This is a genomic window from Mycolicibacterium septicum DSM 44393 (genome assembly GCF_000455325.1).
Lineage (GTDB): Bacteria > Actinomycetota > Actinomycetes > Mycobacteriales > Mycobacteriaceae > Mycobacterium > Mycobacterium septicum.
This window is the reverse complement of record NZ_HG322953.1, coordinates 222,826-243,048: the sequence shown is the minus strand read 5'-3', so window position 1 is coordinate 243,048 and position 20,223 is coordinate 222,826. Positions and strand designations below refer to the sequence as shown.

Here is a 20,223-nt window from a genome sequence, read left to right as displayed (position 1 = left end):
CTGTGAAGCCGCTCTCCGTGCAGGTGTCAGGGGATGTTGAGGGCAGCCAGTTCGACTTCGCCGGATGCGGCCCCACCGTCCTCATCCCAGAATTCGACTGTGCACGGAATCTTGAGATAGCGAATCGTTCGATCGACGACCTCGAAGTCCTTGCACAGCAACCGTGCCGAGAACTTGTGGGACTTGATCGGGCGCTTGAACCGTGATGCCGTGGTCTTGATCAACATGCTGGGCAGCTGGTAGTTGAAGTAATCCTCGATCGACCAGCCCCGGAATTCGGGTATCTGTTCGTTGAGGATTGCCGGTGCGAACGCGCTGTACGCGAGTTGGTTGAAGCACAGGACCCATTCGGCAGCGTTGAAGTGGCCGGTGTCGCGAATGTAGGCAGGCTCCTTGATGCTGAAGTTCCCGACGGCGAACACCGAGGTCTCCGTGGCTTCGTACTCCGCGTCGAGCAGATAGCGGCACCCCTTGTAGGAATAGGGTTCCAGCACTTTGACCAGCAGATCCTCGGGGATCGGCGCCATGTGTGTGATGCCGTATCCACTCGTTGCCACAGACAGCGTCTCGGCGGTGCTCATGGTCATACCCCATATCCCGGTGTCGTGAGGCCGTCCAACATGGTCAGCCGATGAGTCGTCAATGTTCCTGGTGTCGTGCCGTGTTTGGCCCGGTGCATCAGGACCCGGTTGTCCCACAACACAACATCGCCGACCTCATAGTGTTGGGTATGGATGAACGGCGACAGGAAATCCGGATCGAGTTGTCCGGTTGCAGTCATGAGTTGTTGCAGAACAGCAGGATCCAGCACATCTCCGTGCCCGTCTTCGATCTTCGTGGTGCCTGACGCGCAGATGTAGAGGATCTCCTGGCCGGTCTTCGGGTGTCTGATCACCGTCGGCCATTTGATCGGAGGCGTGGTCTTGGAGATCTCGTCCCAGACCTCGCCGATCGGCTTGTACACGTCATGCGGGCGAATCTTGATGTGGCGCCGTGGATCATGGGTTGCGAACGTGCCGCGCACCGGGTCACGCACAGCGTCCGGAAGGGACTCCCACACCTTGTTGAGGTCGATGAAATAGGTCCCACGGTCGTTTCCCGGCACCGCCAGCGGCACCACCATCGAGAATGCGAACGGTTCGGGCATGAACATGTAGTCGATGTGCCAGAAGGCTCCGGTCCTGGGCACACCGTGCCCTTCCTCTGTCGAGGAAACGAAGATCTCCGGGTGTTCCTTGTGGTGATAGATCGGCTCGTAGTACGTGACGACGTCACCGACAATTCGTCCCAACTGGAGGAACTCTTCCGGCGCAGGATGAACGTCTTTCAGGACGACCAGCTTGTGCTGATAGACGATCTCCCGAATCTCTTCCCGGGTGATGTCATCGAGATTCTTGGGGTCGATTCCCGTGACTTGCGCCCCGAGTCCCTCCCCTTTCACATTCAGCGTCATGTCTTCTCCTCGTGCGGCACTGCGCTGCGCCGGTGTGCGACTAAAGAATTGGTCGAATCAAACCGGTTGAAAGTTCCCGCTATTCGCGTCGTTCATCTGATTCCTCCAGCCAGGTACCGGGGAGCATCGGGACGGATTCCCCGCTGTCGGCGGGCGCATGTCGCACCATCCCTGACGCAGATGCGCTCGAGGCGATCGGTACGGCCCCGGAGAAGCCGAGGGTGGTCGCCCCGCTGTCGCTGGATGACGGCGACATGGGTCGGCTCGGGTCCTGGTCTTCGTCGGTCGCGCCCACGGTTTCGGTGGGGGCCAGAAACTCGTACCGGTAGCTTCGGGCACGGTCTCGTTTCCGACCGGTCTGCCGTCGACGGCTGCGAGCGGAAGCGGCCGCCCGTGCCGCGGCAACGGTGTCGAGGATGTCTGCCATGCCATCAGTGGATTTCGCGCCGGACTCGGGCCCCGAGGCGACTCCCGGCGGATCCAGACCGGGGACGGCGTAGCCGGCGAAGGGTGCGGGTGTCGAGCTCGTTGGACTGCTGCCCAAGGGCGCACCAGAGCCGGATCCGCCGGTCTGCGGAACTGCGTTGGACACCCCGGCCGGACCCAATGCCGCGCCGGCTCCGACGGTCGGCGCGGCGCGGTGGCCGGTGCTTACTTCGACAGGAGCAGGTGACACGCCGGGCGGCGGCACCTTGCCCTGCAGGAAGGCCAGCACGCTCAGCGCGCTCAGAGCACTGAGAGCGGGCGCGAGGAACGGCAGCAGCAGTAGCGAATACGAGGCGTAGTACGGGTACCAGAGCATGTCGTACAGGACCAGCGCGATGATCGCGAGTATGGCGGCCTCGGCCGGGTTGAATCCCATTTGCTCGAAGAGCTGTTGAAAAGTCTGCAGGAGTTGTTCGGGATTGCCCGCACCAGAGATCAGGTCGGAGATCAGCCTCCAGATATCGCTCAGCGGCTGGTTGTCCGAGGTTGAGCCCGAGGCATTCTGCTGCTCGCTTTGCGCTTCGCCTCCGGGCGCGAGGATTGACGGGGCCGGCTGGGGTGACGGGACCGCCGCCGATGCGTTCGTCGCAATTGCCTGGTAGGTCGTCATCACTTCGGCGGCCTGCAGCCACATCCGGACATAGTCGGCTTCGTTGAGGGCAATCGGTATGGTGTTGAGGCCGAAGAAGTTGGTGGCCAGGAGCACCCCGTGCGTGACGTGGTTGGCTGCGAGCTCGGCGAGCGTAGGCATGGTGGCCAGGGCGCTGCTGTAGGCGGCCGCGACCGTTCCGTGCTGGGCAGCGGTAACGGCGCTGTCGGCTGACGCCTGCTCCAGCCACGCCAGGTAGGGGCCATGGGCAGCCACGTACTGCGCCGCGCTGGGCCCTTCCCAGCTACTTCCTTGTACCTCGGCCAGGATTTGCGTGAGTTCGGCTGCCGCCGCACTGTATTGAACGCTCAGCGCCTCCCACTGAGTCGCTGCGGCAAGAAGAGATCCGGGACCCGGGCCCATGCTCAACTGGGCAGAATGCACCTCCGGGGGCACCGCCAGCCAGTACGGCGCAGTCACGTCATCACCTCCTCGCACGAGCGTCGACCGGCACCGCAGGGACCGGCACGCATTGCCTTGTCCCAGAGCTAGTCGGTCACGGCGCACAGAAAGTTCCCGAATCGTCGAGATCATCTGTCCACCGGGGCAACGACTCTCGACACCACGACGCGCATGTGCCGTGAATCGGCCGGCAGGTACGGTCGTGCCATGCCAGTCGTCGACGCCCGTCATCTGACCGCGATATCCGAAACCGCGCTCCTGACCCTGCACCAGAGAGCGACCGAGGCAGCCCGGCCCGACGGCATCATCGAGGACCCGATGGCGGTCGCACTGCGCGACAGCCTCGGCTATGACTACGAACATTTCGGCCGGACCCACCAAGCCACCGCGCTGCGGGCCCTGGCGTTCGACGCGGCCTCGCGCCGGTATCTGCGGGCACACCCCCGCGCCGGCGTGGTCGCCCTTGCCGAGGGACTGCAGACCAGCTTCTGGCGCCTCGACAATGGTGAAATGACTTGGCTTTCAGTGGACCTGGAGCCGATCGTACGGCTACGTCAGGAACTGCTCCCGTCGTCGGACAGGCTCCACTACCTGGCTCAGTCCGCGTTCGACCATTCGTGGATGGATCAGGTCGACGCCACCGACGGCGTACTCATCACCGCAGAAGGACTGTTCCAATATCTGGACCAGGAATCGGTATTCGATGTCATCGCTGCCTGCGCCTCGAGGTTCCCCGGAGGACAGCTGATCTTCGACAGCGTCCCGCGGTTTCTGAGCTGGTACTCGCAACGACGCGGCATCAGGCTCAGCAAGCAGTACACCGCGCCACCGATGCCGTTCTCGTTCACCGCCGACCGATACGGCGAGTTGCTTTCCATCCCAGGCGTTCTCGCAGTGCACGAGCTCGACATGCCGGCGGGCCGGGGCAAGGTCCTGGCCCGCGCCGCGGGCCTCGTCTACCGGTCCAAGCGGTTCGAGCGATTCCGGGCACCGACCAACGTCGTCGAGTTCGGTTAGCCGAACGAGCGTGGGCCTTGTGCACGGGAATCGTTGTGATTGCGTGCACAAGACCCACGGTCGGCCAAACAAGCGACGCTATCCTGCGCGCACCTTCGCGGTGGCGGTGACCAGGTGCTTGAGCGACTCGGTCACCTCGTCGGTGGTCCGGGTCTTCAAGCCGCAGTCCGGATTCACCCAGAGCCGTTCGGCGGGAACCGCTTTGAGTGCCTCACGCAGCGACGTAGCGATCTCCTCCACGCCGGGCACGCGCGGTGAGTGGATGTCGTAGACACCCGGGCCAACGCTGTTGGAGAATCCGGCGGCATTGAGATCGCCGAGCACCTCCATGTGTGAGCGGGCCGCCTCGATCGAGGTCACGTCCGCGTCCAGGTCGGCGATCGCCCCGATCACCTCACCGAACTCCGAGTAGCAGAGGTGCGTGTGGATCTGGGTGGAATCGGCCACGCCGGAGGTGGAGAGCCGGAACGCATCTACCGCCCAGCGCAGATAGGCCTCCTTGTCCTTCGAACGCAACGGCAACAGCTCGCGCAGCGCGGGCTCGTCGACCTGGATGATCGCGATGCCTGCCGACTGCAGGTCCACGGTCTCGTCCCGAATCGCCAGTGCCACTTGCGCTGCCGTATCTGCCAGCGGCTGATCGTCGCGGACGAACGACCAGGCCAGGATGGTGACCGGCCCGGTGAGCATGCCCTTGACCGGCTTGTCGGTCAGCGACTGGGCGTAGGTCATCCACTCCACCGTCATCGGCTCGGGCCGGACCACATCGCCGTAGAGGATCGGCGGGCGCACGCACCGGCTGCCGTAGGACTGCACCCAGCCGTTCTGCGTGGCGAAGAACCCGTCGAGCTGCTCGGCGAAGTACTGCACCATGTCATTGCGCTCGGGCTCACCGTGCACCAATACATCGAGACCCAGCTGTTCCTGCAGGGCGATGACATCGGCGATCTCGGCCTTCATCCGACGGTCGTACTCAGCGGCGTCGATCTTGCCGGACCGGAGGTCGGCGCGGGCGATGCGAATGGCCGAGGTCTGCGGGTAGGACCCGATCGTGGTGGTCGGCAAGGCCGGCAGCTTCAACCGCTCCTGTTGAACGATGCGACGCTGGTCGGCCGGTCCACGCTCGGCGCCGGACCCGACGATCTCCGAGATCCGCGCCCGGACCTGGCCGTTGTTCAGCCGTGGGTCGGTGGTGCGGGAGGCGATGGCGGCGTCGGATGCGGTGATCTCGGCCGAGATCGCGTCGCGGCCCTCATCGAGCCCCCGGGCCAAGGCCGCCACCTCATCGACCTTCTCTGACCCGAAGGCCAGCCAACTACGCAGTGCCGCATCGATATCCGGTTCGGCGTCGAGCGTGTACGGCACGTGCAGCGTCGAGCACGACGTAGACACAGCTACCGCCTTGGCGCTGCCGCGCAGGGAGTCCAGTGTTCGAAGTGCCCGGTCCAGGTCGGTGCGCCAGACATTGCGGCCATCGACCACTCCGGCCACCAGGAGCTTGTCCTTCAGCTCAGGGACCGCGGCGAGGGCGGCTGCGGAGCCGGCCACCAGATCGACACCGATGGCCTCGACCGGTGTCCGAGCCAGGGCAGGAAGTGCATCCGTCAGCTCTCCGAAGTACGTCGCGACGAGAATCGCCGGCCGCTCGGCCTGCCCGCCCAGCCGGGCGTAGGCCCGCTCGGCCAGTTCGGCGGCATTGTCGACCATGTCGGTCACCAACACCGGCTCGTCGAACTGAACCCACTCGACACCGTGGTCGGCCAGCACACCCAGCAGCTCGGCGTAGACGTCCACGAGGTCGTCCAGCCGGGAAATCGGCGCGCCCGCGCCGTCGACCGCCTTGGACAATGCCAGGAACGTGACGGGACCCACGATCACCGGCCGTGCCGGAACCTCCTGTGCGCGTGACTCTCCCAGCTCACCCAGCACCTTGGCCGGGTTGAGCGAGAACGATGTGTCGGGACGAAACTCCGGTACGAGATAGTGGTAGTTGGTGTCGAACCACTTGGTCATCTCCAGGGGCGCGATGTCGTCGTTGCCGCGGGCCGCGGCGAAATACCGGTCGACATCATCGGTGATCCCACTGACCCGCGTCGGCAGTGCGCCGAACAGAACCGCGGTGTCGAGCATCTGGTCGTAGTAGGAGAAGGTGTTGACCGGGACGGAGTCCAGTCCGGCCGCGACCAGCGACGCCCAGGTGTCGCGACGCAGGGTGGCGGCCACGGATTCGAGTTCAGCCCGGCCGATACGACCCGACCAGTACTTCTCGACCGCGCGCTTGAGTTCGCGGTTCGGCCCGATTCGGGGCGACCCGAGGATGGTGGCGGTGAAGGGTGCTGCGGTTGTGCTCATGACGTCGTCCTTCAACATGCGGGGATGGCCACCGCCAGGAGACATCGAACCGAACGCAGCCACCCGCCACGAGTGAACCGGATTCGGCCACTGCCCATTCCGCGAGGCGATGAACCACCGGACGCGGCGCGCCCGGTACGGCTGGCAGGTCTTCGGACTCACAGGCACGCACGCACGGAAACCGTGCACCTACTGGCCGTCGCTTCCCAGCCGCAGTTCCCTGCGTGCCAGTGCTGATGACGGCGGTCGTTCCTGCATACCGCTGCGGGACAGTCCCGGATTCTCACCGGGTTCCCTCTCGCGCCGCATCTCAATCAGCATGCGTCGCTCGATGTCGGCACCGCAAACGCCCCGGTGCCGACAGACCAGCTGCGGGGCTCAGAGTACCCGCAGCATCCCGGCGGGTACCGGTCAGCGCGGCATCGCAGCCTTGATCTTGTCCACCACATCGGCAGCCTGGGTCACCGACGAACCTGCCGGCTTACATGCCTGGATGTCCATGACGAGGTTGGCGGCGACGGCGAGGGCACGCTGGCACGCCCGGATCTGATCACCTTTGGTGCGGGTGAAGGGCAGGATGAGCTCGTCGTCGGTCTTGGTGAGCTCGCCGCTCTTCCACCTGGGCAACGGTTCGCCGTTGAGCGTGATGTTCACATTGTGGTCGGTGCATTTCGACCAGCGTTCCGCCGACTGCCCGAGGAAGTCCTTGGCGTCCTGAGTCGACGGGAAGATCACCGCTGACTGCACCACCAGGTTGTCCCAATCGTCATTGTCCGGAGCACGAAGCAGCACCTGGCGCATGGCGGTCCAGTGATCTCCGTAGATGGCGGACTCGTTCACCTGCCAGGCACCGAGGCAGTTCAGATTGGGCAGCAGGTTGCGGTGGTCGCTCATCTCGGTGACCGGTGGATGTGCCGTCATCCCTTCGGTCCCCATCACGGCGTTGATCTCATCGGGGCTGAGCAGCAACCCCTCGAGCGCCGACTTTGGCACCTCTTTCGGCGGACCCTGGGGTTTGTCGCCGTTGCCGGCACAACTGGTGACCAGCAGCACGAGCATGAGCAACGAAATCGCAAGCCGGATCACGGCAATCCTTTACTGAAGCACGGTTCGCCGCGCATCTGGGTGGGTGAGTTTCCGAGGTCGTGAATGCCGGTGCGCCCCGCCGGAACCCGATCAGGACAACGTGATCGGGTTCGCCGTCAGGCGTGGGTGCCCGCGGCGGCGCAGGCCATCTGCGCGTTGGTGGCATCTGTGTTGAGCTGGGAGGCCGTGTCATTGAGGGATTGGCCACCGGTGCGCAGCCCCATCTTCAGGAGCAGCTTGGTGGCGCCGAAGGACCAGGACCGCATCGGGTTGGCGATGTCCGGGGAGAGCCCAGGTGTTCCCGCGGCGCTCATCGCCGAGGCGGCGGCTTCGCGCAGTGCGGTCCGGCCACTGGTGTTCGTCGTGCTGATGGTCGGGTCGCCGTAGTCGGGACGCTCCACGCCTTCGATCGAATCCGCGAAATCACCGTAGAACGTGGAAGCCGAATCGAGCGCGTTGGCAAACGTCGAGCAGGCCGTAACCGCAGGCACGCCAGGGTCATCCGTGGTCGCGACCGGCACCGATACCGGACCCGGGGCCGGCACACCGGCTGCCACCGGAGGTAACTCAGGAGCCACGGGCGCCGCCGGTCCCGGAACACCGGTCTCCTCGCCCGGTTCCGCGGCTGCCGTAGGCATGGCAGCGAACCCGATGCTGAATGCGATGAGCAGCGATGCAAACCCTCGCTCGTACACCTGAGACGACCTCAACGATTCCTCCGTCAGTCGGTAGCAGTTCGGCGCCGGGCGCCCACGGTTGACCTCCACGCCTCATCGACGCGTCAGCCTTACCCCCCGGATGCCCCTCACGGTCGGTGGTTGACATGTCCAAAAGGTGAACAACCGGCCAACCGGCTGCCTCCAAGCGTCGTCCATTGCGTGCCGCCGGCCGCCATCTTTTCCTCATATATGTAATGCGCTGCGGCGCAGGCTGTTTCCCAGCAACCTCACAGGTTCCAGGATTCCAGCTGGACGGGAATGCGGCGGCAACTGTTGGGTCGTTGTTCACCGTTTGGAAACGCGACCGGTTAATGATTCGTCGCGACAGATTCCTTGGGCCCTATGGCTTCTGACGACCACGGCGCGTCGCAGAACGGCAGGGCCCAGAACCACGAGAGGCGCAAGTTCACGCATGTTGAGTCGTTTTGCCACGCTGGCTGCAGTCTGCATGTTGGCCCCTGTAGCGATTGCGCCCCTTGCGTCGGCGGATCCCCCGCCCCCGCCGGACCCGGCCGCCCCCGTCGCTGCTCCCGCCCCGCCGCCGGTGGACACCGGCGCTGTTCCGTCCTCGGCACCAGGTGTGCTGGACACCCCGGATGGCTGGCACGTCACCGTTGTCGGCTCCAATGAGACCCTGCTTCCGGTGGCGCCGCTGACCACTGCGGTGTCCTCACGTGAATACCTCGTCGGAGGGACCTTCACCGGAAAGGTCTCCGGTGGCGGTAAGACGAAGCTGACCGGTGGATCGCTGGAAGCCGGCGCCCAGATCGGCTGCGGAATCATCACGGACGAAACGGAAATCAACCCCGGCATCAGCTTCACGCCCGGCCTCAGAATTCCGTTCACCGGCGCCGCGAGCGACGTCAGCGGTGGTACCGGTATCAGCTTGCAGGGCAAGGTGTACCTCAAGCCGGGCACGGTCACCATCGTCCCGATCGACAAGAAGTCGTTCAAGGGATCGGGTACCCGCGTGACCGTCACGGGCGTCCGCATCAAGTTCGATCAGTGCGCCGGTCAGTCGTTCATCCGCACCTACGCGACCCTGACCAGCTCCACCGACAACACCGATGACGTCATCACCTACCTCGGTGTCACCAAGGCCGTCTGACCGCGGCCCGGCCACGACACTGACCATCAATCGTTCTGATCACGACGCCGATCCCTCGGATTCGAAACTTACGAGAGGCACAAGTTCCCGCATGTTGAATCGTTTCGCCACTCTGGCCGCTGTTTGCATGTTGGCCCCGGTTGCGTTGGCGCCGCTGGCATCTGCAGACCCGCCACCACCGCCAGACCCCGCCGCACCGGCCGTTGATGCCGGTCCCCCGCCGGACAACGGACTCGTCGCATCGGCGGAGCCGGGCGTCGTCACGACCCCGGACGGGTGGAAGCTCACCGTCGCCGCCAAGGACGAGAGCCAGCTGCCGGTGGCACCGCTGACCACCGCCGCATCGTCTCGCGAATACCTCGTGGCAGGCACGTTCACCGGCACCGTCACCGGCGGCGGGTCAACCTCGCTGTCCGGCGGCACGCTGGATACCGGCTACCAGATCGGTTGCGGTATCGAGCTGGGCCAGGTCCGCCTCATCGGCTCGATCGGTCTGAGCACGTCGGGCTCGACGCTGGCCGGCATCATCCCGACCGGTGTGAGCACGCCGATGTCGGGCACGCTGGAGATCCACCTCAAGCCCGGTACCGTCACCAACGTCTCGGTGAACAAGAAGACGTTCAAGGCGGCACCGGTACGCGTCACGGTGAAGGACGTCCACATCAAGATTGACGGCTGCACCGGTCAGTCCTTCCTGCGCTCGTACGCGACCCTGACCAGCTCCACCACCGACACCGACGACGTGGTCGCGTACTACGGCGTCACCAAGGCAGTCTGACGGGAAGCTGTGAAAGCGAAACACGAAGGCATGAGCGAGATCCCAGACGGCACGTACGCGGTCAAGAACGCGATGGCCACCCTCGCCGCAGCCGGGTTGTTCGTGGTCGGCGCGGCGGTTGCCTGTTCGGCAACCGCCGCCGCCGACCCGGCACCGCCGGAGGTTCCCGGCGCTCCCGCAGTTGCCGCCCCAGCCCCCGCCGTAGAACCACCTGCCCCACCCGGACCGGAGGTGCCGATCGTCGGTGCACCGCTCGGGTCGAACGGGTTGTCGGTTCTGGCGCAGACCGGTGCCGAGTCGGCACCGGGCAGGTTGGGCGCTCCCGGCGGGATCGACATGAGCCCGGGTGCGCTGTTGGGGCAGTACGCGACGCCGTCGGCACCGGGCGGTCCGCCACCGACCAACGCACCCAACCTCAGGGCGTTCAACAACGGCAACTTCCTCCCGCAGAACGAGAAGCCGTCGGCGCCCGGCCAGGGCACCGTGGTCGGCGTCGAACCGGGCCAGGAGAACGCGGACATCTCCGGGCTCGACTGGATGCGGCATATGCGCGAGATGTACCACAACGGGAACCTGCGTGGCGCAATGCTCGGCCAGACCCCCAAAGAGCAACTCGGCGAACCGCTTCCGGGCACCGCTCCCCCACCGGGGACGAACATTCCGTCGGGTCTCGGTGAGAACCTTCCGGATCCGGCAGCGCCGCCGCCGGCGCCGGGAGTGCCGGTACCCCCGCCTCCCGCACCGCCTGCTCCATGACACATTCGGGCAGCATCCGGTAACCCCGGGTGCTGCTCGATTTTTTTGCCCTCGATACCTCCCGGCAGAGATTTCGTCACTTCCTGTTAACTTTCTGTACATCGGGAATACACTGACGAATGACGGCCGGGGCTACCGGTGAGAGCGACAGCATGAGATCCGACCGCCAGGGAGGGTCGGGATGTTGTTCCATGCGCGATGTACGAAAATCACAGGACTGGCCGTGCTCATGCCGGCCGCAGCAATCGGGCTTGCCCCACTTGCCGCGGCGGAGCCCACTGCGGGCAGCGGGCAGCGGGCCGACGAGACCATCTCGGCGCTGAGCGCCGAGGGCTACACCGTGGCGATCAACTGGGTGGGCGGCACCAGCACACTGCCGCTGGACAGATGCCGGGTGAATTCGATCCACAACCCCAACCGTGGGGTGCCGGCCCTGCCGAAGACCTCGGTGACGGTCTACGTGGATGTGCAGTGCCCGGACGAGTCCGAAACATCCTGAACCACGTCACCTCGGCTCCCGGCGGAATAGACTGGCAAGACCGGTCCGACCGCCGGAGAGTGATCATGCTGAGAGCATCGCGGTGCGTAAAGGCGTTCTCCCCCTTGGTGTTGTGCTGCGCAGGGATTCTTGCCGCCTCGGCCCCTCAGGCCGGAGCCGACCCCACCGCCGGCGAGCAATCGGCTGACGCAGTCATCAGCGGCCTAGAGGATCAGGGCTACAACGTCGAGATCAACTGGGTCGGCGGGGTGAGCACGACCCCGTTGTCGGAATGCTCGGTCAAAGGCATCCACAACCCCGACCGGTCCTCGCCACCGGCACCGAAATCCTCGATCACGGTGTACGTCGACGTGGCCTGCCCCAACGAACCCGACGACTCCTCCGTCATCTTCGGTCCGATCGGGCCTTTCGGCCCGTTCGGCATCGGCTAGAACGCACCCGCATTGGGCACCGAGGTGGTGGCGTAGGGATTCGACATGGTCGTGGTCGGCGGCGCAGTCGTCTCCACCGGGACTTCTGGCGGTGGCGGTGGCGCACTGGATGTTCCGGCGTCCTCGCTGGTGCTCACCGGCGTCCGCGGCGAGGTACTGGTACTGGTTGTCGTCGACCGAGACGACACCGGTTTCGTCGACGTCACCGGGGTGAGTCGCTCAGGCTGGGCCGGCAGCACCGAGTGGTGCGACGTCATCAGGATCGCGAATACCAGCGCACCAATGGCCGCCACGCCACCGATCCCGGCGACCGCGATCGCCGCAGTGGTGTCGTACCACGGAGTTCTGGGCGGGCTGTCCTCTGAAGCGGCGTGGTGGTCCAGATCAACTTCCGGCATGCGGCCCCGGGTCCCTGGCGGCGCCATTGAACGGAAAGCCTGACAGCGACAACGCAATCAGCCAGACCACGCCCGCCAACACGGCGAGATCCGCGACGTTGAACACCGGCATCGGGCCGATGGCCAGAAAGTCGACCACATGGCCCCGCAGCGGGCCGGGAGCACGGAAGAACCGGTCGACGAGGTTGCCCGCGGCGCCACCCAGGATCGTCCCGAGGCCCAGCGCCCACCACGGTGAGCGGACATGCGCACCGATCCAGGCGATGGCCGCAGCCACGGACAGGACGACGATGGTCAGCATCACGGTCCGGTCCGCGGCCATCGACAATGCCGCACCGGAATTGCGGGTGAGCTCGCACGCGAGCCAGTTGCCGAGCAACGGGACGGCGCGGCCGGGTTCGAGCATCCCCACCGCCAGGGCCTTGGTCCCGACGTCCAGCAGAAAGACCGCACCGGCGGCCAACAACAGCAGACGGCGCCGCGTCGGCCGCACCGACCCGGCGCCCGGGGCGCCAGAAATACCGGCAATGTCGGCCGTCACCGAATCATTGTCCGCTCGCGAAAGCCGGATCGCTGGGCGACGCGGCTGACGTTTCGGTGAACATTTGTGGCGGATCAGGGATTCGCTCGGCCACCTCGGCACACAAACAACAACGATCGTTAGGCTAACCTAACGCAATGACCCTCTTCGATGAAGCTGCGTACGGGACCGGTCAGCCGCAGCCGCGGTGATCACCTACAAGCCGGCGGCCCCACCGACCGGACCCGTCCGACGCCGGCGCGGTTTCGGGCTGGCGATCGCTGCCACGTTGCTGGCGGCAATGTGTTTGGCCAGCCTGGCAATCGGCACCGAGAACGTGTCCCTACCGACGGTCTGGCACGCGGTCACCGACTACCGCGACATCGGCGATCAATGGATCGTGCATGACCTGCGGATCCCCCGCACTGCGCTCGCAGTACTCGTCGGACTCGCCCTGGGTCTGTCGGGCACACTCATCCAGGCGGTCGGACGGAATCCGTTGGCTGACACCGAGATCCTCGGCATCAACGCCGGGGCAGCGTTGTTCGTCGTCAGCGCAATCGCCTTGTTCGGCCTGAGCGGCATCTGGACCTACATCTGGTTCGCCTTTGCCGGAGCGCTTTTCGCGATGGTGGTCGTCTATCTGGTCGGCATGACCGGCCGGGTCACCGCCACCCCGGTGCGGGTTCTGCTCGCAGGCGTGGCGGTGGGCGCCGTGCTCGACGGCATCGGATTCGTCGTGCGGTTACGCAATCCCCGCGCCTTCGACAACATGCGCTTCTGGGATGCCGGCGCGCTCGACGGCCGACCTCTTGAGGTGGCGGCGGCCATCAGCCCGTTCATCGCCCTCGGCGCGGCACTGTGCGTCATCGTCAGCCGTTCACTCAATGTCACCGCCCTCGGTGAGGATCTGGCGAAGAGCATGGGCGGCAATGTCGCACGCACACAAGCCCTCAGTCTCATCGCCGTCACCCTCCTCGCGGGGGCCGCGACCGCGGGCGCAGGGCCGATCGGCTTTGTCGGCCTGATGGTTCCGCACGCCGTGCGGCGATTCACCGGCCCGGACTGGCGCTGGATCCTGGCGTATGCGTGCTTCGTGGCGCCTGCACTTCTGCTGGCGGCCGACATCGTCGGCCGCGTGATCATCCGGCCCGCCGAACTACCCGCCGGCATTGTCACCGCGTTTCTCGGTGCGCCGGTGCTGATCTGGCTGATCCGTCGCCGTGGGACCGAGCGCGGATGAGCGTCGAGTTCGGTCACCGCCAGGCTGTCCTGCGCTCCCGCGGCATATCGGCCCGGGCATCCTGGCGCTCGATCCTCGTGGTGGTTTCGCTTCTGGTCACTGCCGTCGTCGTCGGTGTGATCGCCATCGGATTCGGCAAGTACACCGTCGCGCCCCTGGAGGTGCTGAAGGTTCTGCTCGGCGCCAACACGTCGTTCGACCGCGTGGTGGTGCTCGAATGGCGAATGCCACGGACCATGATGGCGTTGCTGGTCGGTGCCGCGCTGGGTGTCTCAGGTGCGATTTTTCAGGCACTGACCCGAAACCCGCTGGGCAGCCCCGACATCATCGGTGTGAACACCGGCGCCTACACGGGAGCCTTGATCGTCATCGCCGGATTCGGCGGCGGCTACTACGCCGTGGCGGCCGGCGCGTTGGTGGGCGGCCTGATCACCGCACTCGCGGTGTATCTGCTGGCCTACCGCAACGGGCTGGCGGGATACCGGCTGATCGTGGTGGGTATCGCGCTGGGTGCGGTCCTCAGCTCGGTAAACCAGTGGATCGTCATCAAACTCGACTTTCACGCGGCGGTGACCGCATCGGTGTGGCAGCAGGGCACCCTGAGTGGGCTGAGCTGGGTGCAGGTTGTTCCAATGACGATCTGCCTGCTGGCCATCACCGTCGGACTGGTGGCGCTGGGCCCGCAGCTTCCGATACTGCAGCTCGGCGATGACGCGGCAGGCGCTCTCGGGGTACATCCTGACCGAGCACGTTTGGCCTATCTGGTCACCGCGGTGGCACTCGTGGCGCTGGCTTGCGCCGCCGCGGGACCGATCACGTTCATCGCACTGGCGGCCCCGCAACTCGCGCGCCGGCTGACTGCCAGTGCGGGCGTCGGCCTGATGCCGTCCGCGGCGATGGGCGCGGTCCTGCTGCTCGGCAGTGACGTGATCGCCCAACATCTGTTCGGCGGCAACGAACTCCCCGTCGGTGCGGTGACGGTGTCGCTGGGCGGCACCTACCTGATTTATCTGCTTGTCACGCAGGCACGTAAACGGTGAAGGGACCATGCATATGGAGGGCAGCCGGCTACACGCCGACCACCTGTCGATCGGCTACGAGGACAACACCGTCATCGCCGGCCTGTCGGTGCAGGTGCCTGACGGACAGGTCACCGCGATCGTCGGCCCCAACGCATGTGGCAAGTCCACCCTGTTGCGAGGGCTGGCCCGGCTGATCAAACCGTCCGGCGGCCAGGTCGTTCTCGATGGCCAGGACATCGCGTCGCTGCACACCAAGGAGGTGGCCAGGAGGCTTGGCCTGCTGCCTCAGACATCGATCGCCCCCGAGGGCATCACGGTGGCCGACCTCGTGTCCCGAGGCCGCTTCCCACACCAGAAGGTCATGCGACAGTGGTCGGCCGACGACGAAGCCGCGGTCGCCGATGCGATGGAGCAGACCGGGGTGACGGAGTTGGCCGGTCGGCTGGTCGACGAGCTGTCCGGCGGTCAACGGCAACGGGTCTGGGTGGCAATGGTGCTCGCCCAGCAGACCCCGCTGATCCTGCTCGACGAGCCGACCACCTACCTCGACATCGCCCATCAGGTGGAGTTGCTCGACTTGTTCGCCAGACTCAACCGAGAGCAGAGCCGCACGGTCGTCGCGGTCTTGCACGACCTCAACCACGCTTGCCGCTACGCCGATCACATCGTCGCCATGAAGTCCGGGAAGATTGTCGCGCAAGGTGATCCGGCAGCAGTCATCACCGAGGAATTGGTCGAGGCCGTCTACGGCCTCGCGTGCCAGATCATCGAGGACCCTCAGACCGCGACGCCGCTGGTCATCCCTCGGGCGTCTGCCTACACCAGGAGGCCGTCGTGAGTTCCGGTACGGCCGTGCTGCGCCGCACCGTAACCCGCAATCTGCGCTGGTTGATTCCTGGTACCGCACTGACGTCACTGCACCAGGTGTGTGAGGCCGCGGTGCCGGTGCTCATCGGGGTGATCGTCGACCGCGCCGTCGGCACCGGAAGTGTGCCGGCAATCATCGCCTGGATCGCGGTGCTGGCCGCCCTTTTCCTCGTGCTGTCGGTTCTGTGGCGGTTCGGGTCCCGGCTGCTGATGTATGCGGTCGCGCGCGAATCGCACCTGTTGCGCATCGAGATCAGCGCCAAGCTCCTCGACCCGCTGGGCATCCATACGGATTTCAAAGCCGGTGAGCTGCTCTCGATTTCGTCCACGGATGCCGATGAAACCGGCTACGTCATCGACTACCTGCCGCGCGTCGCCGGTGCGGTGGTCGCCACAGTCGTATGCGGCGTCGTGCTGCTGAGCATCGACCTGCCGCTGGGCCTGATCGTGCTCATCGGCATTCCCCTCGTAGTGTCCGCACTTCAGTTGACCGCACCGCTGATCGCCCGGCGTGTGGAGGAACAGCAGGCAGAGATGGGACGGGCGACCGCGTTGGCCACCGATCTGGTCAGCGGGCATCGACCGTTGCAGGGCATCGGGGCGCAAGCCAATGCCGCGGCACGCTACCGCGTGGCCAGCCGCACATCGCTCGCCGCCACCTTGCGCGCCGCCCGGATCGAAAGCGTCCAGGAAGGTGTGGCAGCAGCAGCGGGAGCGCTCGCGGCCATGACCGTCGCCGTCGCAGCCGCCTACTTCGCACTGCACGGCGACCTGTCACTGGGCCAGTTGATCACCGTGATCGGTCTGGCACAGTTTCTGATCGAGCCGTTCTCCACACTTGCGATCGTGCCGAGTTGGGTGGCCGAGGCGCGGGCCTCGGCCAATCGTGTCGCGGCGGTGCTGAATTCCCCTACGGCCCATTCCCCCGATCCGGCGACCGCGGCGCCTGAGGAGGTACTCCCCGGTGCCCTGACCGCGCAGCTCGACGGCTGGACCCTGCAGCTTCACCCCGGCGAGTACGTGGCCGTGCTGACTGCTGACGCGCGCGACGCGACGATGCTGATCGACGTACTTTCGGGCCGGGTGCGGTCGACCGCTTCGGTGCATGCCGGCGGGCACCCGATCGGTGCGATCAAGCACGGCGAGCGACGCCACAGACTGCTCGTCGAGCACCACAACGGTGAACTGTTCACGGGCACCCTGGAATCCAACCTGCACATCGGCGCGCAGGGCCGAGACGCAGGGCCCGCGCTGGCAGCCTCGTGTGCGGTCGATGTCGTCGAACTTCATCCCGACGGACTGACGCACCCCGTCCTGGAGCGCGGAGCAAGCCTGTCCGGCGGTCAGCGACAACGCTTGACGTTGGCCCGGGCATTGGCCGCCGACCCCGACATCCTGGTCCTGCACGACCCGACCACCGCGGTCGACGCCGTCACCGAACAGGCCATCGCCGACGGCATCCGGCGGCTGCGGCCGCCCTCGGGTCGCACCACGCTGATCGTCACCAGCAGTCCTGCCCTGCTTGCCACCGCCGACCGCGTTGTCGTGGTGGCAGCCGGCCGGGTGCGCGCCGAGGGAACGCATCGCGATCTGTCCGACTCTGACCCCGTCTACCGAAAGTTGGTGTCCCGGTGACGATCAGCGAATCGATCACCCCACCTGTCCTGCCGGTGGCCTCGGCCGCGCGCAGTCGTCGGTGGCTCGTGGCCGAACTGAGGACCAGGCCGGCCCGGACCGCCGCAGCGTGCGCAATCGGACTTGCCGCGGCAGCCGTCGCCACGGTGCCGGTGTACCTGCTCGGTACGCTCGTCGATCGAATCCGAGACGGCGCCACCGTGGGCAGCCTCGCAGGCCTGGCGGCATTGATCGGTGTGTCCGCTGTTCTCGGTGGCTTGGGCACCGGACTGTCGGCGTACCTGATCAACCGGCTCGGCGAGCACACGGTGGCCGACCTCCGCGAGGACGTGCTCGCCCGGGCCTTGAACCTGCCGGCCACCACGATCGAGGAGAGCGGCCGGGGCGATCTGCTGTCGAGAGTCGGCCCAGATGTCGCCGCGGTGGCCAAGGCGGTGTCACAGGTATTGCCCACCATGTTCAATGCCCTGTTTCTCGGTGTGGTCACGCTTTTCGCCATGGGAAGCCTGGACTGGCGGCTGGGTCTGGCCGGCGCGCTGTGCATCCCCGCCTATGCGGCGGGCCTGCGGTGGTTCCTACCGCGATCAGCACCGCTGTATGCCGAACAACGCATCGCGATGGCACAGCGCACGCAGCTCACCATGGAGTCGGTCCAAGGCGTCAGAACCATCGACGCCTACGAGATCCACGCCCAGCAGCTGGCCGGAATCGAGGATGCATCGAACCGCGTGCGGGACCTGTCGGTGACGGTCTTCACCCTGTTCACCCGCTTGGTCGGGCGCGTCAACCGTGCCGAGTTCATTGGGTTGTCAGCAACATTGGTGGTCGGGTTTCTGCTGGTGCGGTCCGATTCGGTCACCATCGGCGCGACGACGGCGGCCGCCTTGATGTTTCATCGGTTGTTCAACCCGATCGGCATGCTCATGTACAACTTCGACGAGATCCAGGCCGCGGCAGCGTGCCTGGCGCGGCTCGTCGGAATCGTCGACCTGCCTGAGCCGGCCGGACGGTCCGGCTCGGCGACCCCGGCCGGATCCGACGTCGAGATCCGCGCATTGTCGTTCCGCTACAACGCCGGACCCGAAGTCCTGCAGGATGTTTCCCTCAGCATTCCCGCCGGGACCCGCTGCGCACTGGTCGGCTCCACCGGCGCGGGCAAGAGCACGCTGGCCGCCATCGTGTCAGGTCTCTATGCGGCCACCCGGGGTCATGTCGAGATCGGCGGTGTCGCAGTGGGCGACGTCGATCCCCGCCTGTTGCGTCGCTGGGTGGCCACCGTCACGCAGGAGATCCACGTTTTCTCCGGTCCGCTCATCGATGATCTGCGCCTGGTGGCACCGGAGGCCACACGCGACGAGATCTGGGATGCCCTTCGCGTGGTCGGCGCGGACGACTGGGTCGAGGCCCTCGACGCGGGGCTCGACACACCCGTCGGGGAGCAAGGCGTATCCCTGACCCCCGCCCAGGCCCAGCACATCGCGTTGGCGCGACTGGTGCTGGCCGACCCCGCGGTGGTGGTTCTCGACGAAGCAACCGCCGAAGCGGGTTCGGCTCACGCCGTCGAGCTGGAACGCGCGGCCGCCGCGGCGACCGAGGGGCGAACGACGTTGATCGTCGCGCATCGGCTCACGCAGGCTGCCACGGCTGACCAGATCGCGGTGATGGAGGGAGGGCGCATCGTCGAAAATGGGACGCACACCGAACTTCTCGGGCACGGCGGCCGCTACGCGCAGCTGTGGGCCGCATGGAGTGCACCCGGGTAGATCAGCCGTTCGACAGGTCGGTCACCGGGCGACCGTTGAGCGCATTCGCCAGCTGTGGGGTGAGCACGTCGAGTGAGTACAGCAGGGCGCTGGGCCCGCTGTAGGTCAGCGCGCCGTTGAGGTTGGACTCGAAATTCGTGTACAACGTGCGGCCGTCACGAACCACGCCGAGGCGCGCGAAGGCCGGCGAGGCCAGCATCTGATCTTTGGTGGCGCCGGCGACGAACAGCACATCGTGATCGAGCAAGTCGAGTTTCTCCTCGCTGACATCACCATCGACATCCTGGGTCTTGAAACCGAGCGCGTTGAACACCGCGCGCCGAGGATCGTTCTGCGGCAACAGGTAATGCCCGCCGTTCTCCGGTCCCTGATCGACCACCAGCGTCTTGCCGTCGAATTCCGGATTGGTCTTGCGTACGTCGTCGATCCGGCCCTGGACCTTCTCGACGAGTGCTGTGGCCTCGGCTTCCTTGCCCAACGCCTTACCTGTGGTCAGCAACTGCACGTTCCACGGAGTCTCCTCGTCGGCGTAGTCAGCTGACTGGATCACGGTGGGCGCGATCTGGGAGAGCCGGTCATAGGTCGGCTGATCGATCGACTCGTAGATCGCGAAGATCAGGTCCGGCTTCTGCGCCGCGATCGCCTCGAAGTCGATCTCGTCGCTGCCCCAGGTCGGGATGGCCTTGCCGCCAGTGGCCGAGGCAACCCACGGATAGTTGCTGTATTTCTCCTCGAAGTCTCGCGTGCTCACCGGGATCACCCCGAACGGCAACACGAAATCCTGATCGGTCCACCCGACGGTGACCACGCGCTGTGGATCCGGAGGCACTTTCGTCTCGCCGAACTTGTGCGTGATGGTCACGGCATCCGCCTGCGGCGTCTGGTTCTCGCCGGATCCACAGGCGGTCAGCAAGCCCACCGACATCGCGACTGCCGCAACGACGCGGCCCCAATGACCCAATTTCACCCGCACATCTCCCCCTCGGCCGGACGACTCCGACGGAGCATAGCTTGGTTAGGCTAGGTTTACCTGCCTTGC

The 20,223-nt window shown here is 65.9% G+C and carries 20 protein-coding genes and 1 riboswitch; of the genes, 11 read left to right on the top strand and 9 right to left on the bottom strand.

Going from position 1 to position 20,223, the window contains the following annotated elements; all coding sequences use genetic code 11:
* Window positions 1-26: 26 nt before the first annotated feature.
* From TX88_RS28100 to TX88_RS28090, 3 genes are all read right to left on the bottom strand, one after another.
* Window positions 27-581 carry an FcoT family thioesterase gene (locus TX88_RS28100; protein ID WP_084622207.1) on the bottom strand — a complete coding sequence of 185 codons (555 nt, stop codon included), beginning with the start codon at window positions 579-581 and terminating at the stop codon, window positions 27-29.
* 2 nt (window positions 582-583) lie between these two features.
* The gene (gene scoE, locus TX88_RS28095) at window positions 584-1,453 is read right to left on the bottom strand and encodes a (3R)-3-[(carboxymethyl)amino]fatty acid oxygenase/decarboxylase (protein WP_044522523.1); all 870 of its coding nucleotides are present in this window, start codon (window positions 1,451-1,453) and stop codon (window positions 584-586) included.
* Window positions 1,454-1,532: 79 nt separating this feature from the next.
* The gene (locus TX88_RS28090; protein ID WP_162563223.1) at window positions 1,533-3,008 is read right to left on the bottom strand and encodes a PPE family protein; all 1,476 of its coding nucleotides are present in this window, start codon (window positions 3,006-3,008) and stop codon (window positions 1,533-1,535) included.
* A gap of 189 nt (window positions 3,009-3,197) precedes the next feature.
* Between TX88_RS28090 and TX88_RS28085 the strand changes: the two genes are divergently transcribed.
* Window positions 3,198-4,007, top strand: coding sequence for a class I SAM-dependent methyltransferase (locus TX88_RS28085; RefSeq protein WP_044522521.1), 810 nt, complete (start codon window positions 3,198-3,200; stop codon window positions 4,005-4,007).
* A 78-nt stretch (window positions 4,008-4,085) separates the two neighbouring features.
* Here the strand turns inward: TX88_RS28085 and metE are convergent, their stop codons facing one another.
* The 3 genes from metE to TX88_RS28070 all read right to left on the bottom strand — a co-directional run bounded on the left by metE (window position 4,086) and on the right by TX88_RS28070 (window position 8,083).
* Window positions 4,086-6,359, bottom strand: coding sequence for a 5-methyltetrahydropteroyltriglutamate--homocysteine S-methyltransferase (gene metE / locus TX88_RS28080; protein ID WP_162563222.1), 2,274 nt, complete (start codon window positions 6,357-6,359; stop codon window positions 4,086-4,088).
* Window positions 6,360-6,502: 143 nt separating this feature from the next.
* Window positions 6,503-6,701: riboswitch (cobalamin riboswitch) on the bottom strand.
* A gap of 69 nt (window positions 6,702-6,770) precedes the next feature.
* Window positions 6,771-7,445, bottom strand: coding sequence for a sensor domain-containing protein (locus TX88_RS28075; RefSeq protein WP_049925468.1), 675 nt, complete (start codon window positions 7,443-7,445; stop codon window positions 6,771-6,773).
* Between the two features lie 116 nt (window positions 7,446-7,561).
* A complete protein-coding gene (locus TX88_RS28070) occupies window positions 7,562-8,083 on the bottom strand; it encodes an Rv2240c family protein (RefSeq protein ID WP_244438695.1) in 522 nt (173 codons plus the stop codon).
* Window positions 8,084-8,576: 493 nt separating this feature from the next.
* Here TX88_RS28070 and TX88_RS28065 point away from each other — a divergent pair, with 493 nt between their 5' ends.
* The 5 genes from TX88_RS28065 (at window position 8,577) to TX88_RS28045 (ending at window position 11,736) form a co-directional block, all read left to right on the top strand.
* The gene (locus TX88_RS28065) at window positions 8,577-9,272 is read left to right on the top strand and encodes an MspA family porin (protein WP_044522512.1); all 696 of its coding nucleotides are present in this window, start codon (window positions 8,577-8,579) and stop codon (window positions 9,270-9,272) included.
* 91 nt (window positions 9,273-9,363) lie between these two features.
* Entirely contained in the window at window positions 9,364-10,050 is a 687-nt protein-coding gene (locus TX88_RS28060) for an MspA family porin (RefSeq protein WP_044522509.1), read from the top strand.
* Window positions 10,051-10,080: 30 nt separating this feature from the next.
* Entirely contained in the window at window positions 10,081-10,806 is a 726-nt protein-coding gene (locus tag TX88_RS28055) for a hypothetical protein (protein ID WP_049925464.1), read from the top strand.
* A gap of 229 nt (window positions 10,807-11,035) precedes the next feature.
* Window positions 11,036-11,305 carry a hypothetical protein gene (locus tag TX88_RS28050; protein WP_110918252.1) on the top strand — a complete coding sequence of 90 codons (270 nt, stop codon included), beginning with the start codon at window positions 11,036-11,038 and terminating at the stop codon, window positions 11,303-11,305.
* A 65-nt stretch (window positions 11,306-11,370) separates the two neighbouring features.
* Window positions 11,371-11,736, top strand: a complete 366-nt coding sequence (locus TX88_RS28045; protein WP_044524154.1) for a hypothetical protein — start codon at window positions 11,371-11,373, stop codon at window positions 11,734-11,736.
* Here the strand turns inward: TX88_RS28045 and TX88_RS28040 are convergent.
* Together TX88_RS28040 and TX88_RS28035 are read right to left on the bottom strand one after the other, a co-directional pair.
* A complete protein-coding gene (locus tag TX88_RS28040; protein ID WP_044522505.1) occupies window positions 11,733-12,134 on the bottom strand; it encodes a hypothetical protein in 402 nt (133 codons plus the stop codon). The genes TX88_RS28045 and TX88_RS28040 overlap by 4 nt on opposite strands.
* Complete coding sequence (locus tag TX88_RS28035) at window positions 12,121-12,675, bottom strand: signal peptidase II (RefSeq protein WP_084622205.1); 555 nt, start codon at window positions 12,673-12,675, stop codon at window positions 12,121-12,123. Before TX88_RS28035 ends, TX88_RS28040 begins: the two co-directional genes overlap by 14 nt.
* A gap of 187 nt (window positions 12,676-12,862) precedes the next feature.
* On the opposite strand from TX88_RS28035, the gene TX88_RS28030 reads away from it, so the two are divergent.
* The 5 genes from TX88_RS28030 to TX88_RS28010 are packed head-to-tail and all read left to right on the top strand — an operon-like array spanning window position 12,863 to window position 19,184.
* Complete coding sequence (locus TX88_RS28030) at window positions 12,863-13,897, top strand: FecCD family ABC transporter permease (RefSeq protein ID WP_044522504.1); 1,035 nt, start codon at window positions 12,863-12,865, stop codon at window positions 13,895-13,897.
* Window positions 13,894-14,937, top strand: a complete 1,044-nt coding sequence (locus TX88_RS28025; protein WP_044522502.1) for a FecCD family ABC transporter permease — start codon at window positions 13,894-13,896, stop codon at window positions 14,935-14,937. Before TX88_RS28030 ends, TX88_RS28025 begins: the two co-directional genes overlap by 4 nt.
* A gap of 13 nt (window positions 14,938-14,950) precedes the next feature.
* Entirely contained in the window at window positions 14,951-15,757 is an 807-nt protein-coding gene (locus TX88_RS28020) for an ABC transporter ATP-binding protein (RefSeq protein WP_209447136.1), read from the top strand.
* Complete coding sequence (locus TX88_RS28015) at window positions 15,754-17,421, top strand: ABC transporter ATP-binding protein (protein ID WP_044522497.1); 1,668 nt, start codon at window positions 15,754-15,756, stop codon at window positions 17,419-17,421. Before TX88_RS28020 ends, TX88_RS28015 begins: the two co-directional genes overlap by 4 nt.
* A complete protein-coding gene (locus TX88_RS28010) occupies window positions 17,418-19,184 on the top strand; it encodes an ABC transporter ATP-binding protein (RefSeq protein WP_110918213.1) in 1,767 nt (588 codons plus the stop codon). The genes TX88_RS28015 and TX88_RS28010 overlap by 4 nt, the downstream gene beginning before the upstream one ends.
* 1 nt (window position 19,185) lies before the next feature.
* Here TX88_RS28010 and TX88_RS28005 read toward each other — a convergent pair whose 3' ends face one another.
* Entirely contained in the window at window positions 19,186-20,151 is a 966-nt protein-coding gene (locus TX88_RS28005; RefSeq protein ID WP_322786876.1) for an ABC transporter substrate-binding protein, read from the bottom strand.
* Window positions 20,152-20,223: the final 72 nt, after the last annotated feature.

Coding starts and splice junctions, on each gene's coding strand:
- TX88_RS28070 (WP_244438695.1), bottom strand. CDS start 8,083: ATGCCTACGGCAGCCGCGGAACCGGGCGAGGAGACCGGTGTTCCGGGA.
- TX88_RS28060 (WP_044522509.1), top strand. CDS start 9,364: ATGTTGAATCGTTTCGCCACTCTGGCCGCTGTTTGCATGTTGGCCCCG.
- TX88_RS28025 (WP_044522502.1), top strand. CDS start 13,894: ATGAGCGTCGAGTTCGGTCACCGCCAGGCTGTCCTGCGCTCCCGCGGC.
- TX88_RS28020 (WP_209447136.1), top strand. CDS start 14,951: ATGGAGGGCAGCCGGCTACACGCCGACCACCTGTCGATCGGCTACGAG.
- TX88_RS28045 (WP_044524154.1), top strand. CDS start 11,371: ATGCTGAGAGCATCGCGGTGCGTAAAGGCGTTCTCCCCCTTGGTGTTG.
- scoE (WP_044522523.1), bottom strand. CDS start 1,453: ATGACGCTGAATGTGAAAGGGGAGGGACTCGGGGCGCAAGTCACGGGA.
- TX88_RS28085 (WP_044522521.1), top strand. CDS start 3,198: ATGCCAGTCGTCGACGCCCGTCATCTGACCGCGATATCCGAAACCGCG.
- TX88_RS28055 (WP_049925464.1), top strand. CDS start 10,081: ATGAGCGAGATCCCAGACGGCACGTACGCGGTCAAGAACGCGATGGCC.
- TX88_RS28065 (WP_044522512.1), top strand. CDS start 8,577: ATGTTGAGTCGTTTTGCCACGCTGGCTGCAGTCTGCATGTTGGCCCCT.
- TX88_RS28050 (WP_110918252.1), top strand. CDS start 11,036: ATGCCGGCCGCAGCAATCGGGCTTGCCCCACTTGCCGCGGCGGAGCCC.
- metE (WP_162563222.1), bottom strand. CDS start 6,359: ATGAGCACAACCGCAGCACCCTTCACCGCCACCATCCTCGGGTCGCCC.
- TX88_RS28100 (WP_084622207.1), bottom strand. CDS start 581: ATGAGCACCGCCGAGACGCTGTCTGTGGCAACGAGTGGATACGGCATC.
- TX88_RS28040 (WP_044522505.1), bottom strand. CDS start 12,134: ATGCCGGAAGTTGATCTGGACCACCACGCCGCTTCAGAGGACAGCCCG.